At 39.9% G+C, this 14771-nt stretch carries 12 protein-coding genes and 1 riboswitch; of the genes, 7 read left to right on the top strand and 5 right to left on the bottom strand.

The features are described from left to right. Window positions 1–8: 8 nt before the first annotated feature. The 4 genes from ybfE (at window position 9) to C5N92_RS09460 (ending at window position 4070) form a co-directional block, all read left to right on the top strand. Complete coding sequence (ybfE, locus tag C5N92_RS09475; RefSeq protein WP_111750611.1) at window positions 9–302, top strand: LexA regulated protein; 294 nt, start codon at window positions 9–11, stop codon at window positions 300–302. Window positions 303–311: 9 nt separating this feature from the next. Beyond that, entirely contained in the window at window positions 312–836 is a 525-nt protein-coding gene (gene fldA / locus C5N92_RS09470) for a flavodoxin FldA (protein WP_111750610.1), read from the top strand. A gap of 19 nt (window positions 837–855) precedes the next feature. Then, on the top strand, window positions 856–1302 hold the full coding sequence (gene fur, locus C5N92_RS09465) for a ferric iron uptake transcriptional regulator (protein WP_111750609.1): 447 nt from the start codon (window positions 856–858) through the stop codon (window positions 1300–1302). Window positions 1303–1400: 98 nt separating this feature from the next. Further along, window positions 1401–4070: a PqiB family protein gene (locus tag C5N92_RS09460; RefSeq protein ID WP_111750608.1), complete on the top strand. Its 2670-nt coding sequence runs from the start codon at window positions 1401–1403 to the stop codon at window positions 4068–4070. 84 nt (window positions 4071–4154) lie between these two features. On the opposite strand, the gene C5N92_RS09455 is transcribed toward C5N92_RS09460, so the two are convergent. Continuing rightward, window positions 4155–5201 carry a Gfo/Idh/MocA family oxidoreductase gene (locus C5N92_RS09455; protein ID WP_111750607.1) on the bottom strand — a complete coding sequence of 349 codons (1047 nt, stop codon included), beginning with the start codon at window positions 5199–5201 and terminating at the stop codon, window positions 4155–4157. Beyond that, complete coding sequence (locus C5N92_RS09450) at window positions 5198–6265, bottom strand: PhoH family protein (RefSeq protein WP_111750706.1); 1068 nt, start codon at window positions 6263–6265, stop codon at window positions 5198–5200. Before C5N92_RS09450 ends, C5N92_RS09455 begins: the two co-directional genes overlap by 4 nt. A 101-nt stretch (window positions 6266–6366) precedes the next feature. Continuing rightward, window positions 6367–6472, top strand: a riboswitch (TPP riboswitch). Window positions 6473–6521: 49 nt separating this feature from the next. On the opposite strand from C5N92_RS09450, the gene thiB reads away from it, so the two are divergent. Further along, entirely contained in the window at window positions 6522–7502 is a 981-nt protein-coding gene (gene thiB, locus C5N92_RS09445) for a thiamine ABC transporter substrate binding subunit (RefSeq protein ID WP_111750606.1), read from the top strand. A gap of 59 nt (window positions 7503–7561) precedes the next feature. On the opposite strand, the gene C5N92_RS09440 is transcribed toward thiB, so the two are convergent. After that, the gene (locus C5N92_RS09440; RefSeq protein WP_111750605.1) at window positions 7562–8410 is read right to left on the bottom strand and encodes a DMT family transporter; all 849 of its coding nucleotides are present in this window, start codon (window positions 8408–8410) and stop codon (window positions 7562–7564) included. Next, window positions 8410–8874: an FxsA family protein gene (locus tag C5N92_RS09435; RefSeq protein WP_111750604.1), complete on the bottom strand. Its 465-nt coding sequence runs from the start codon at window positions 8872–8874 to the stop codon at window positions 8410–8412. Before C5N92_RS09435 ends, C5N92_RS09440 begins: the two co-directional genes overlap by 1 nt. A 360-nt stretch (window positions 8875–9234) precedes the next feature. Between C5N92_RS09435 and ilvG the strand changes: the two genes are divergently transcribed. Continuing rightward, window positions 9235–10893 (top strand): acetolactate synthase 2 catalytic subunit, encoded by a 1659-nt coding sequence (gene ilvG, locus C5N92_RS09430; protein ID WP_111750603.1) that lies wholly within the window; start codon window positions 9235–9237, stop codon window positions 10891–10893. Window positions 10894–10901: 8 nt separating this feature from the next. Then, window positions 10902–11120 (top strand): acetolactate synthase 2 small subunit, encoded by a 219-nt coding sequence (gene ilvM / locus C5N92_RS09425; protein WP_111750602.1) that lies wholly within the window; start codon window positions 10902–10904, stop codon window positions 11118–11120. 76 nt (window positions 11121–11196) lie between these two features. Here ilvM and recB read toward each other — a convergent pair whose 3' ends face one another. Beyond that, window positions 11197–14763, bottom strand: coding sequence for an exodeoxyribonuclease V subunit beta (gene recB / locus C5N92_RS09420; RefSeq protein ID WP_111750601.1), 3567 nt, complete (start codon window positions 14761–14763; stop codon window positions 11197–11199). Between the last annotated feature and the right edge of the window lie 8 nt (window positions 14764–14771).

Genomic DNA, 14771 nt, shown 5'->3' with positions numbered 1-14771 from the left:
TTGTAGTAATGGCAAAGCAAGATTCAGATTGTATAACGTTAGATCTGTTCGAAAATATGCCAAAAGTTGGGCGGCCACGCACAAATCCTCTAAGCCGAGAGCAACAGCTTCGTATAAATAAGCGAAATCAACTCAGACGAGATAAATTTTCTGGGTTAAGACGTGTCGAGTTAAAGCTACATTCGGATTTAGTGGAGGCATTGGAACAAGAAGCAGCGTTAAAAGGATTGCCCAGGGGGCAATTAATTGAACTCATTTTAAACGATTATCTTAATGGCAATGCTATTAAGTTGAACAAATAGGTATTTCAAATGGCAGTTGTTGGTTTATTTTACGGTAGTGACACCGGAAACACAGAAAATATTTCTAAAATGATTCAAAAACATCTAGGTGCAAACTTAGTGGATATTCGTGATATTGCAAAAAGCACGAAAGAAGATATTGAAGCATATGATTTTATCTTAATTGGTATTCCAACTTGGTATTACGGCGAGTCTCAAGCAGATTGGGATGATTTTATGCCAACCTTAAAAGAGATTGACTTTACTGGAAAAATTGTAGGTATTTTTGGCTGTGGAGATCAAGAAGACTACGCAGAATATTTCTGTGATGCAATGGGAACTGTACGTGATATCGTTGAACCGAATGGCGCAACAATCGTCGGTCACTGGTCCACAGAAGGCTATACTTTTGAAGCTTCTCAGGCATTAATTGATGACGAAACTTTTGTTGGTTTATGCATTGATGAAGATCGTCAACCTGAACTGACAGAAGAACGTGTAAATCGTTGGTGTAAACAAATTTTTGATGAAATGTATTTAGCCGAATTAGCTTAATATGTCGACTGGAGGATATATGCCTGAAGAAAATATAAAATTATTAAAGAAAGTGGGCTTGAAAGTCACGGAGCCACGCTTAACAATCCTTGAGTTAATGCAACAAACTCGTGATCAAATGCAACACTTTGCTGCGGAAGACATTTACAAGTTGCTCTTAGAGAAACAGTCTGAAATTGGCTTGGCTACGGTTTATCGTGTATTAAATCAATTCGAAGAAGTCGGTATTCTAACCCGTCATAATTTTGATGCGAATAAAGCAGTATATGAATTAAATATGAATCATCAACACGATCACATTATCTGTATGGATTGTGGAAAAGTGTTTGAATTTAAAGATTCAGAAATTGAGCGTCGTCAGCGTGAAATTAGCCAACAGCATGGTATTGAGCTAGCTAACCATAGTCTCTATTTATATGGCAAATGTAGCAATATTCAAAAATGCGATGAAAAAGAGAAAAAATAGTTTTATTTTTTCGATGTATTAATGATGACAAGCGGTGAGATCTTACAAAAATTTTGTGAGATCTCGCCGCTTGTAGCTATTTAAATAACTGAAAATTTATGAGTGAAAATATCCCGAATAGCGTTCCCGCAAAGGTTCGACAACCCCGAAAAATCTCTCCTTTTTGGCTATTGCCAATAGTCGCTTTTGTTATTGGTTGCTTATTGTTCTTTCAAATTTTAAAGGAACAAGGGGAAAGTATTACGATCCGTTTCCATGAAGGCGATGGGATTACTGCAGGGAAAACGATGATCCGCTATCAAGGCTTACAAATTGGGCAAGTAAAAAAAGTCTATTTTGTCGATAATTTAAGTGGTGTTCAAGTTGATGCAGAAATTAACCCAGAAGCAAAATCCGTCTTACGTGAAGGAACAAAATTTTGGCTAGTCAAACCAAGTGCTTCTTTAGCGGGGGTTTCTGGATTAGATGCCCTTGTTTCAGGTAACTACATTACATTACAACCGAGTGAAGATACTGAAGCAAAAAGCCGATATGAATTTACTGCGGAAGATGAACCCCCAACAGTAAGTGTTACTGACGGTGATCTATTAGTTAAGCTCATTTCATCCGATTTAGGCTCTATTACCGTTGGAGCCAGTGTCTATTTTCGTAAAGTACCTGTAGGTAATATTGCCGATTATCGATTTACTGCTGATCAGAAAAAAGTCGAAATTGATATTGTGATTGATAAAAAATATGCCAATTTAGTGAAAAAAGATAGTCACTTTTGGAATATCAGTGGCATTAACTTAAATGCTAATTTATCAGGCATTAACGTAAATGTAGATAGCCTTGCATCAATCGTTCAAGGTGCTGTCGCCTTTGACTCACCAGATGATTCGGATATTGCAGAGCAGGGGCGTAAATTCAACTTATATGATAGTTTGAAATCTGCTCAACGTGGTACAGAAGTAACTATTAGCTTACCAATGATGCCAAATTTAAAAGTGAATGAAACACCTGTTTATTATCAAAATATTCAAGTGGGGGTTTTATCTCGCTTAGATATGCAGTTAGAAGAAAAAAAATTGACTGAAGAAAACCAAAAAGCTTCATCTGACAAGATACAAGGAACACTTTTAATCGATCCTAATCACGCTGATTTATTAAAGTCAGGGTCTCAGATTTTAATTAAAGAACCTAAATTTAGTCTGAATAAAGAGCAAATCAGTAAAATTGGTGAGCTATTTAGAGGGGCTTACTTTGAGATAGAAAAAGGAGAAGGTGAGCCTAAATTTGATTTTGAAGTATTAAAAGAATCAGATTATCTTTTAAGTCGTCCAAATATACTTGCATTTCAATTAGTGGCGCCACAAGCGTATGGTGTTGAGCAAGGGCAAGGTATCTATTATAACGATATACAAATTGGTGAAATCTTAAAACGTCAACTCTCTTTAGACGGTGTTAATTTCCAAGCTATCATTTATCCGCCTTATCGACATTTGGTCGCAGGAAATAGTAAGTTTGTTGCAATTTCAAATATTGATATGTCCGTCGGTTTAGATGGCTTAAGAGTCCATGCGGGTTCGCCTTCCGATTGGATTAAAGGCGGCATTCGTATTTTACCTGCGAAAGCAGAAGGTGAAGTGAAAAAACAGTATCCCCTTTATAAAGATATTGATAGTGCAGAAGCAGGTATTACAAGTGTCGATAAAAAAACAACATTAACACTTTCAGCAGATGAGCTTACGAATATTGATAAAGGCTCTGTGGTGCTATATCGTCAGTTCCCTATTGGTGAAGTATTGAATATTCGTCCGCTTAAAAAGAGCTTTGATGTTGATCTCTTTATTGAGCCAAAATATCGTCATCTTGTCACAGAAAATAGTCGTTTTTGGATTGAGCCTGCCACAGAAGTAGATATTTCAGCTTCTGGCGTGAATGTCAAAATGGGTTCTTTAATGCGAACGTTAAAAGGTGCCATCAGTTTTGATAATCAAGGAGCAAAAGGAAATAAAACGCTTTATAGTAGCTACGATAAAGCCACTTCAGGCAATACTTATATTACCTTAATTGCGCAAGATGGTTCGAAACTTAGCAAAGGTATGCCAATCAAATATATGGGATTAACCATTGGTAAAGTAGAAGCATTACAGCTAGATAATGCAAAAAAACAGGTGAAAGCAACCGCTTACATAGAAGGTCAATACTACCCAATCATTGCAAAATCAGGCAGTAAGTTCAGTGCAATTTCACCTGAAATTGACACATCGGGTTTTAAAAATTTAGATGCGGTGATCCAAAACTATATCAATGTTGATGCAGGAACAGGGGAACGTAAAACACAGTTCCAATTAGGCGATACGGATACTATAAAAACCCAATATGGCAATGGCTTCCCTATTATTGTTGAAACGACGGATGCCAACGGAATTACCCCACAAGCGCCAGTGATGTATCGTGGTATGCAAGTAGGTGTTATTCAACGTCTAAGTTTAAGCGAATTAGGCGATCGAGTGCTTATTCACTTAAGTATTGCCAATAAATATAAACATCTTGTGCGTAAAAACAGTGAGTTCTGGGCATCATCAGGCTACACAATGGATATTAGTTTAGCCGGTGTGAGTATGAACTCAGGCACATTATCACAATTATTCAATGGCGGTATTAGTTTTTCTACTCCATCAGGGAAAATTGTAAAACCACAAGCCGAACCAAATCGAAGATTCTTATTACAGCGTAAATTACCTGAAGAAGCATTAGGCTGGGATCAGGGAGTAGCTGAATAATAAGATAGGGAAAAGTTCGTAAAGGATTAAAACTAATCTGTCAGTTTACATTTAGTATAATGCATACTGTCAGATTAGTTTAAATTATAGTATGTTCACTTTTTTTCCTGATACTGCACTTTCAAACGCTTTTTCAATAATATAAAGTACCTTTGCTGCTTGTTCGGCTGTCACAGCAAGAGATTCATTTTCAGTAATGGCAAGATAAAGATTGTCGTATAATGCTTGATAACTTGTATCAGCGTTGTTAAACGGCTGACGAACTACTTCGCCGTTCATTTCTGTATGTAAAATTCCCCAATCCTGTTCGCTTTCTAAATTGTAATTTTTTTGCGGAATCATACCGCTTGTTAGTAAGCTCTCTTGGCAATCGACATTCTGTTTTACATAAGAACCGAGTTTACCGTGTAGAACAAAATGTTTCCCTGCTTCACGGGCATATTTTGTTGCATATAAAGCCACTTTTAAGCCTGAATCGTAGTAAAGGTGAATCGTAAAGTTATCATCGCTCAATGCGCCTTTATGTTGATAACGAATATCGGCGAATACGGCATTTGGCATACCGAATAAATAAAGGCTAGCATCAATCAGATGAACGCCTAAATCATAAACCAAGCCTGTACCTTTTTCGCCAGTTTCTTTCCATGCCTTCGCATTTTTACCTTTGGCATAACGCTCAAAACGGATTTCACAATCTACCGCTTCGCCGATTAAGCCTTGAGCTAAAATTTGCTTGGCAGTAGCGGTGGCATGATCCCAACGGCGATTTTGGTAAACCGACAGAATGACATTGTGCTGTTTTGCCAACGCATCAAGTTCAAGTGCTTGCTCCGCAGTGATAACCAACGGTTTTTCCACCAGCACATGTTTACCCGCTAAAATGGCTTGCTTTGCTAGGCTATAATGCGTTTGATTTGGTGTGGTGATAATGATTAAATCAATTTCGTCGCTGAGTAAGCCATCAAATTCACGCACGATCTCTACATTTGGTAATACTGCTAACGCATTGCTGGTTGAGCGTTCATACACTTTCACAATGTTAAAACGAGTATCTTGCACTAAAAAGGGGACGTGAAAAACTTTACTGGAATAGCCAAAACCAGCAATGCCAACCTTTAAAATTTGATTCATAGTTGCTCCGCCTGTTCTAAAATTTTTTGTTGCTCTAAGGCTAATTTTTCCAATTTACGTTGTTCACGGCGAGCTTCATCTTCCGCTTCCCACACATCATAGGCTTGGACAATTTTAGCAACCACAGGGTGACGAACAATATCTTGGCTGTCAAAGAAATTAAAACTCAAATCTGGCACATCTTTCAGTACTTCCATAGCGTGTTTTAGCCCTGATTTTTGACTACGTGGCAAGTCGATTTGTGTTACATCACCTGTAATCACTGCTTTAGAATTAAAGCCGATACGGGTTAAGAACATTTTCATCTGCTCTGTGGTGGTGTTTTGGCTTTCATCTAAAATAATAAAAGCATCGTTGAGCGTACGCCCACGCATATAAGCAAGCGGTGCGATTTCAATGACATTTCGCTCCATCAGCTTTTGTGCTTTTTCAAAGCCAAGCATTTCAAATAAGGCATCGTAAAGCGGGCGTAAATAAGGCTCAATTTTTTGTCCTAAATCACCTGGTAAAAAGCCGAGTTTTTCCCCTGCTTCCACCGCAGGACGTGTAAGTAAAATTCGACGAATCTCTTGGCGTTCAAGGGATTCCACTGCGGCTGCAACTGCTAAGAAGGTTTTCCCTGTGCCTGCAGGTCCAATTCCAAAACTAATATCATGGGTTAAAATATTGCGTAAATAGGCTTGTTGGTGTTCGCCACGGGGTTTAATTACGCCACGTTTCGTTTTAATCGCAATCTCATGGCTTGAACTTGTCCACTGATTTTGTAACAACATTCGGCTCTCTTGAATCGCCAGATGAACATCTTCTAAATCCAGCTCTTTCACTTTGCCTTTGATTGGTGCAGTTTCATTGTAAAGTTGCTGAATCAGCTTGGCGGAATTTTTCAATAAAGTGGCTGAATAGTGATTTTCTTCGGCGGGTTGAAGGGTAAAGCTGAACGCTTGACGAGCGATGATTAAATTAAAGCTTTTTTCAATTAAGGCTAAATGTTCATCAAAAGGTCCACAAAGGGATTGTAAGCGTGCGTTATCTTGGGGTTCAAGGGTAAAAATGAGTTCGTTCAAGAGTTTTTCCTTTGCAAAATTTTGCGTAAAACTGACCGCTTGTTGATGGTCGGATTTCGCCATTTTAAGCGATTTTTTGTTTAAATTATAGTAAAATACCGCCGTTCTCATTGGGGTGCATTGCAAAGTCCATATTGCAAGGCTGAGAAATACCCATAGAACCTGATCTGACTAATATCAGCGTAGGGATTTGAGACAGACAATCGACATCGCCTGTTTTAGATCCTTCTATTTTCATCTTTAGAAGGAGTATTCAATGAAATTCAATCTTTTCCCCCTTTCCGCTTTAGCCCTTGCGACAACCGCTTTTGCCCAACAACCAACATTGACAGTTTATACCTATGATTCCTTTGCGTCTGAATGGGGGCCAGGTCAACAACTTGAACAACGTTTTGAGCAACAATGTCAATGTGATTTGAAGTTTATGCCCTTTGAAGACGGCGTGACGATGTTTAACCGTATTCGTTTGGAAGGTAATAAAACCAAAGCAGATGTAATGCTTGGAATCGACCATTTTTTAATGCCTGAAGCGGAAAAATCAGGGCTATTTGTTGAGCATCATTTGCAAAATTCTGCCAATAACTTACCGCTTGCATGGCAAAGTAAAACCTTTTTGCCTTATGACTTTGGTGAATATGCCTTTATCTACAATAAAGAGAAAGTGGTCAATCCGCCAAAAAGTTTAAAAGAATTGGTTGAACGCCAAGATCTGAAAGTAATTTATCAAGATCCACGCACCAGCACGGTCGGTCGTGGTTTACTGTATTGGGTAAATCAAGTGTATGGCGACCAAGCCGAATCCGCATGGCAAACCTTGGCAAAACATACGGTGACTGTTGGAAAAGGCTGGTCTGAAACTTACGGCGCTTTTTTAAAAGGGGAGTCGGATTTAGTTTTAAGCTATACCACATCTCCGTTATATCACCAATGGCATGAGCAGACAGACAAATATGTGGCAGCAGATTTTAGCGAAGGGCATTTAGTGCAAGTAGAAGTTGCGGCGATCACCAGAACAAGTAAACAAACGGAATTGGCTCGTCAGTTCTTAACCTTCTTACAGCAACCTGAAGCGCAGAAACTCATCTCTTATCACAACGTGATGAAGCCTGTGAACAATAGCAATGTCGATCCGCTTTTTAATCAGCTACCGACTTATCAAATTCTTGAGTTTTACCAACCTGAAACAGAAAAAGTGAGAGCTTGGTTAAACAGTTGGCAAAAAGCGGTAAGCCAATAAATACAAGCGGTCAGTTTGGGACAATATTTGCAAATATTTTGTCTCAGCTGACCGCTTGTTTATTTTTTCAAATTTGCCCACGCCACTGAGCCAATAATTAAAGCGCCGCCAATGACCATAGATAAGGTTGGTACATCTCCAAACCAAATCCACGCAACAATAATGGCATAAACAGGCTCAAGAGAAATAATCATCGCAGCGGTACGGGCGTTGATAACACTGAGGCTTGAGACATAAAGTGTATAGGCAAATGTGGTGCAAAATAAGCCAATAAAGCCAATCCAAACCCAGTCCATTGCACTAACAGAAGGCAATGATGTCGCTGAAAATGGCAGTAACACAAGGATAACGGCAACATATTGCCACCAGCTCGATTCAATGCCTGAAAGTTTTGTCGCGTTTCGTCGATTGAGAACCGCCAAAACAGCGTAGCTTGCTGCTGAAAATACGCCCCATAGCAAGCCTTGGGTTGCCTGATTACCAAAATGAAATTCGGGCGTAATCAGTATGAGCCCAACGGAAATCGCCATTAACAAAATATACTCTCTAAAGTGCAGTTTCTCTTTAAATGCGATCATTTCAAATAGTGCAACAAATGCGGGAAAGCTTGCAAAACCTAATGTGCCAACGGCAACCCCGCCAATTTTCACGCCTAAATAGAAGCTGACCCAATGCAATGCAAGTAAGCTACCTGAGATCAGTTGTGAGCATTTTTCTTTGAAAGAAAGTGCTGTTAAAGGCTGTTTTTTCCATAAGAAAAACAAGGAGATACATGCAAAAGCAATCATTGCTCTGCCAAGTACTAATACATCAGACGAACTTTCAATTAAAACACCAAAAACGCCTGATAATCCGAAAAAAATCGCCGTGCCATGAACTTTTAAGAGTGCAAGTTGATATGGGTTCATTATTTCAACCACTTATCTTCATCGTGCTTACGTTCAAACTCCGCATCGAAAGTTGTATTATCTTGAGAATAGCGGTTAGCTGAGCCAAAAGACATAAATTTCACACGACTTGAAAAATATTTCATAAACAGCGCTTGAAATAACTGGCGAGTGACAGGCAAAAGTAACAATAACGCTAAAATATCGCTTAAAAAACCGGGAACAATCAACAATACGCCCGCTATTGCAAAAAAGATTGACGAAGTGACCGCTTGTGCAGGAATTTTACCTTGAGCGATTTCACTGCGAATTTGCATAATCGCCATAATTCCACGCAATTTGACTAACCATAATCCTGCAACAGAAATCGCAATCATCAATAAAATTAAAGGTAAAACACCAATTGCAGAACCTACACTGACTAATAGTGAGATTTCAATATAGATGTAAAGAAAGATTCCAGCTAACAAAATAAGTAGAGGCATAATGGTTCCTTATGGTGATGAATGGCGATTAAATAGGGTTCATTCTTGTTTTTTTCAAGGTTGGGGATTATTGATGATGTAGAAAATATTTTTTCTCTCCACCACAAAAAAACATTTGTTTTATACAAAAAATATGCTATTTATATAGTAGTTTTACTTTTTAAATGAATCAAAATGAAATTACATTCTGTTGCTAGTCTCATTATTATTAACCTCGCGGTGATTATTATCACCGCGAGGGTTAGGTTAGCTCGCAGTTAGTCAATGTAATGCTTCCATAAACCCTCGCTAGTTTTAGTGGGGGTTTTTTATTATAAAAAAAATCGTAACTAAACGGCGACACAACATAAAAGGAAACGTATGAACGGTGCAAATTTAGTGGTTGAGTGTTTAAAAGCTCACGGCGTAACATCGCTATTTGGCTACCCTGGCGGAGCGATTATGCCTGTCTATGATGCAATCTATGATTCGGGCTTAGATCATTTACTTTGCCGTAACGAACAAGGGGCGGCAATGGCGGCAATCGGCTATGCTAGATCGACAGGCAAAACAGGAGTCTGTATTGCAACATCAGGGCCGGGGGCAACCAACCTTGTTACAGGTTTAGGCGATGCTTTAATGGACTCCATTCCTGTGGTGGCAATTACAGGGCAGGTGGCTTCGGCATTTATCGGAACTGACGCTTTCCAAGAGGCTGATGTGTTGGGCTTATCGTTGGCTTGTACTAAACATAGTTTTATTGTGCAAAATATCGATGAATTGCCTGAAATTATCGCAAAAGCCTTCCAAATTGCCCAAAGTGGTCGTCCAGGTCCAGTGCTGGTGGATATTCCAAAAGATGTGCAATTTGCCCCAACTTCACTTTCGCCAATCGTCTATGAAAAAGTTGCTCCAGAAGCTCAAAATCCAACCGCACTTTCGCAAGCCAAAGCCTTATTAGCCCAAGCCAAACGCCCTGTACTTTATGTTGGTGGCGGCGTGGGAATGTCAGGCGGTGTGCAAGCGGTAAGATCTTTCCTAGAAATTGCAAATATTCCATCTGTTTCAACCTTAAAAGGCTTAGGCTCGATTCCACCGCAACATCCGCTCTATATGGGAATGATCGGAATGCACGGCACAAAAGCGGCGAATTATGCGGTGCAAGAGTGCGATTTGTTGTTAGCGTGTGGAGCAAGATTTGACGACCGAGTTACCGGCAAACTCGATACCTTTGCCCCGAATGCGAAAGTGATCCATATTGACATTGATGTGGCTGAAATCAATAAGTTACGCAAAGCAGACGTGGCGTTAAGAGACGATTTGATCGAAGCGATCACCGCTTTAACACAGCCCCTTGAGATTGACGCTTGGCGAGAAGATGTGCAGAAATTGAAAGCGGAATTTGATTTCAGTTATCAAGAAAATGCAGGCGATGGCGAGATCGATCCTTGGGCGTTGTTACATACGCTTTCGGTTCGCAAACCACAAAATGCCGTTGTCACCACAGACGTAGGGCAACATCAAATGTGGTCGGCTCAACATATGCAACATTATGCCCCTGAAAATTACATCACTTCCGCAGGCTTTGGCACAATGGGCTTTGGCTTGCCAGCGGCAGTAGGGGCGGCAAAAGCTCGTCCGACTGATCCTGTGATTGTGGTAACAGGTGACGGCTCTTTTATGATGAATGTGCAAGAGCTGGGTTCGATTAAACGTGGCAAATTGCCTGTGAAAATTTTGTTGTTGGATAACCAACGTTTAGGTATGGTGCGTCAATGGCAGTCATTATTCTTTCACGGTCGCCACAGCCAAACGATTTTAGACGACAACCCTGATTTTGTGATGTTGGCAAATGCCTTTGATATTCCAGCGGAGCGGATTGAAAAAGCGTGCGAAGTTTCTGACGCATTAGACCGCTTGTTAAACAGCGAGGGGGCTTATTTGTTACACGTTTGTATTCCAAATGAAGAAAACGTGTGGCCGCTTGTGCCGCCAAATGCCTGTAATAATGATATGTTAGATGAAGACATCGGAGTGTAGGGGGAAATATGCAACAATATCAACTTGTTATCAAAGCCAACAAACGCCCAGAAACCCTTGAGCGTTTATTACGAGTAATCCGTCATCGTGGATTTGAAGTGTTATCCCTTAACGCCGAAAATCACGGCACAGCGTTCAGCTTAAGCATCAAAGTGCAAAGCGAAAGAGCGATTGAGTTACTGCTTAATCAGTTGGTGAAATTACCAGATGTTATTGAGCTTCATTAAAATAGGATAAAAAACCAAATCTAATCTGACAGTTTTTAGCTTAAGTGTGTGTCCTGTCAGATTAGGTTAAACGCTTTTACTGAAACAACTCGTCCATCTCTTTAATTAGTTCTTCGGTCGGTTTATCGAAATAAACCCCACTGTCATTCTCGCCATTCATTCCTCGTAGAAATAAATAAGCCACGCCACCAAAATCACGCTCATAATCGTAATCTTCCCCTAAACGTGACATCAGATAACGGTGCAGAGCAAGGGTATAGAGCAAGTATTGCAAGTCGTAGCGGAATTGCCCCATCGTTTTGGCTAATTTTTCGGCTCGGTAATCTTGTGGAAGAGAGCCTAAGAAATTGGATTTGTAGTCGATCACATAGAATTTGCCATTGACTTGAGCGATACAATCCACAAAGCCTCGCACAAAGCCGTTGAGTTGGTAGAGCGTTAAGTCGGGTAAATTTTTTGCCAGTGGGCTGTGTCGTTTGAGCAGAGCGTTGAGCTGTGGCAAGGCTTTTTCGTTGCTTAAACGTAGGTAAAATTGCCATTCGTTTAAACGCTTATGGGTAAACATTTGGCGTAAACTGACCGCTTGTTCGCCAAATGTGGTCTGTACGATCTGTTCAAACCACCTTTGCAGTGGCGTGAGCCATTCTTCCGACAGCTCAAGTTGATCGCAAAGTGCTTGTAATGCAGTTGGATCGACAGGCTGTTGGAAATCCCAATCTTCAAAGAATTTATGCAATAAGTTACCCACTTTAGTGCTATGTGGAAAACGATAAGGGCTGAACTGTTCCGTCTCGCTACTTTCTGTCACAACACTGACTGTCGTGCGATCATAATCTTGAGCTTCATCGCCAAAAGTCGCAAGCGGTAGGTTTTGTGCTTTATTTTGCAAACGATCGTGTTGGGCTTGTAAAGCGGTGAAACTGGTGATTTGTCCGATAGAACGGATTCTGCCCGTGAAGATTTTAGCGGAAATCTCCCCGTGCTGAGTTGCTGTCGGTTGCCATAAGTCTTCTTCAACCTGTTGTGGCAAGTAGCGAATACTCTCTTGCATACCTTTTTGCGTAAGATAATACTCACTCGTTTGAGCTGGTTCTTTGCCACCTAACTCAATTTCGCCGTTAGAGAGTAAATAGCTTAACGCATTCCAGTGTTTATCAAATTTTGTTGGTAATACAAGGTTAAGCTGATATTTAGCACGGGTGACTGCCACATAGAGTAAGCGTAGATCTTCGGCAAATTCGGCTTTATTGATCGCATTTTTGATCTCGTCAGATTGAGAACCAAAGCTCCAGCGAGTCTCGCCTTGCTCATCTTGATAAATTGCCATTGCTTTACTTTCGGCTCTCGTGCTGGCTTTTGCCACAAATGGCAACCACACAACAGGGTATTCCAAGCCTTTAGAACCGTGGATAGTGATGACTTTAACTAAACTCTCTTCACTTTCCAGACGCTGTTTTTGCTCTTCTGAATGTTCACTTGGGTTGGCTAATTGTTGCTCATACCAACGAAGTAACGCAGATTCGTTTTCTAAACTTGGCATCGCTTCTTGTAACAATTCAGCCAAGTGTAGTAAATCCGTGATACGACGCTCGGCATTTGGTAACGCATTGATACGCTGAATAATCTCTTCTTTCATCAAAATTTGATGCAACATCGGTAAAATGCCTTGATGTAGCCAAATTTGTTGATAGTGAATAAATTTATCAATCCAGCTATCTAACAAGTGTTCATCTTGCTTAAGTTGAAAAATATCATTCGCCGTGAGTCCCCAAAGCTGTGTACCTAACGCAGCAAGTAAGCTTGCTTGGCGATAAGGATTCAAGCAGGCTTGTAGCACAAAACGTAGATCTTGTGCTTCTTGAGTTTCATAAACACTGTTTCGTTCGGAGAAAAACACCGATGGAATATGACGTTTAAGCAGTTCAGCACGAATAAGTGCCGCTTGTTTATGGCTACGCACTAAAATCGCAATATCTTTCGCCACAAGCGGTTCGATTTGCTCATCTTTTTGCAAAAAGAATTGCCCCTGCTCACTTTTTTTCAGCTGTTGCTGAATTTGATAGGCACAATGTTCTGCCGCACGTTTTTCATTAAATGATTCGTCCAATAAAAAACATTGTGTCGAATTTTCACCAATAAACTGTTTGTGACCTGAATCAGATTCAACGGCTTGGAAATGTATATCTTCGTATAAAAATGGATTGCTCTTTTCAGGGAAATGAAATAGACGATTACAGTTTTCGACAACCGAAGGTAAAGAACGCCAGTTTTTATTTAGGGTTGTTTTGTTATTAACCTTTTTTGACGCACTCAGATAGGTGAAAATATCAGCACCACGAAATTTATAGATCGACTGTTTTGGATCGCCGATCATAATAAAACCTTGCTCGGTTAGCGAAGGGTCCATAAAGAGAATACGGAAAATATCGTATTGCTGTTGATTGGTATCTTGGAACTCGTCAATCATCGCAAACGGAAAAAGTGAACGAATTTGTTGTGCTAATTCTGCTCCCTGTTCTGAATGCAACGCGGCGAGTAGGAAATTCACCATATCGCTAAAACTTTTCTCTTTGTGCGTCTGTTTATACGTTTGGAGTTTTTGGCGTAAACGCATCAAAAATTGGTAACGCACAGTGGCTTTTAGTAAAGCGTATTTAGGCTGAAAGTCGCTTTGGTAAGCGGTGAGATATGCCTGATTTTTTTCAAAAATCGAATGATGTAAAGGCTCAAAGCCTTTGTTCGTTTTAGAAATCAAATAGTCTTGGCAAAAACGACTAAAATTGTCGTGTGGGAAATTCAAGGTTGAACTTGTAGCCCATTTATTCAATACAAAAAAATGGTTATTGACCAATGTTTGCTTATAAACCGTGCCATTTAACGCTTTTTTAGGTAACTCATCTGAAATTAAGCGATAAGCTTCTTCAGTTACTTGTTGCCAATGTTTTTTCACTTCGTGGAGAAAATCTTGGTATTTGGCAAGAAATGCGGAAAAATCGTCATTCAGCCAGTGTTGTGTTTCATCTAACTGAATATGATCTTTATAGAGATAAGATTTGATTGATTTAAGCGTATCTTCAGGTGTTTTAAGCTCTTGTGAGACAATTTGAGTTTCTGCAAAACCCATCGGATAAAACAGTTCTCTCCACGTCTCTTCACTTAGGCGAGTCAGTAATTCATCTTCGTTTGCTAGTAAATCAATATCAAAACGAATGCCCGAATCAAAGGCAAATTGGAACAGCATTTTTTGGCAAAAGCTATCGATGGTAAAAATACTGGCTAAATCAATTTCACGTTCAGCAATTTTTAGGCGTAATAACGCTTGGTTTAACTGCGGTTTCACGGCGTCATAAAGTTCAGCTAAAAAGGGTTCCTTAAACGCTTTTTTCGCATCATCTGTACTTGGATCTTGAAACCATTTAGCGACGTTTGCCAATTTCTCACGAATCCTATCCCGAAGCTCTTGAGTGGCTGCTTTGGTAAAGGTTACCACTAAAATCTGCTCTACATTCAATGGGTTACAGCCAACACCTAAAATTAAACGCAAATACAAATTTGCCATTGTGTAGGTTTTGCCTGTCCCTGCAGAAGCTTCAATAAGACTTGATTGATTTAAAGGTAAACGTAAAGGATCTAAAGTTTTCATCATTGCAA

This window comes from Glaesserella australis (genome assembly GCF_003260095.1).
In the GTDB taxonomy this organism is placed as follows: domain Bacteria; phylum Pseudomonadota; class Gammaproteobacteria; order Enterobacterales; family Pasteurellaceae; genus Glaesserella; species Glaesserella australis.
The sequence above is the reverse complement of the archived record's forward strand: the minus strand, read 5'-3'. Positions and strand labels throughout refer to the sequence as shown.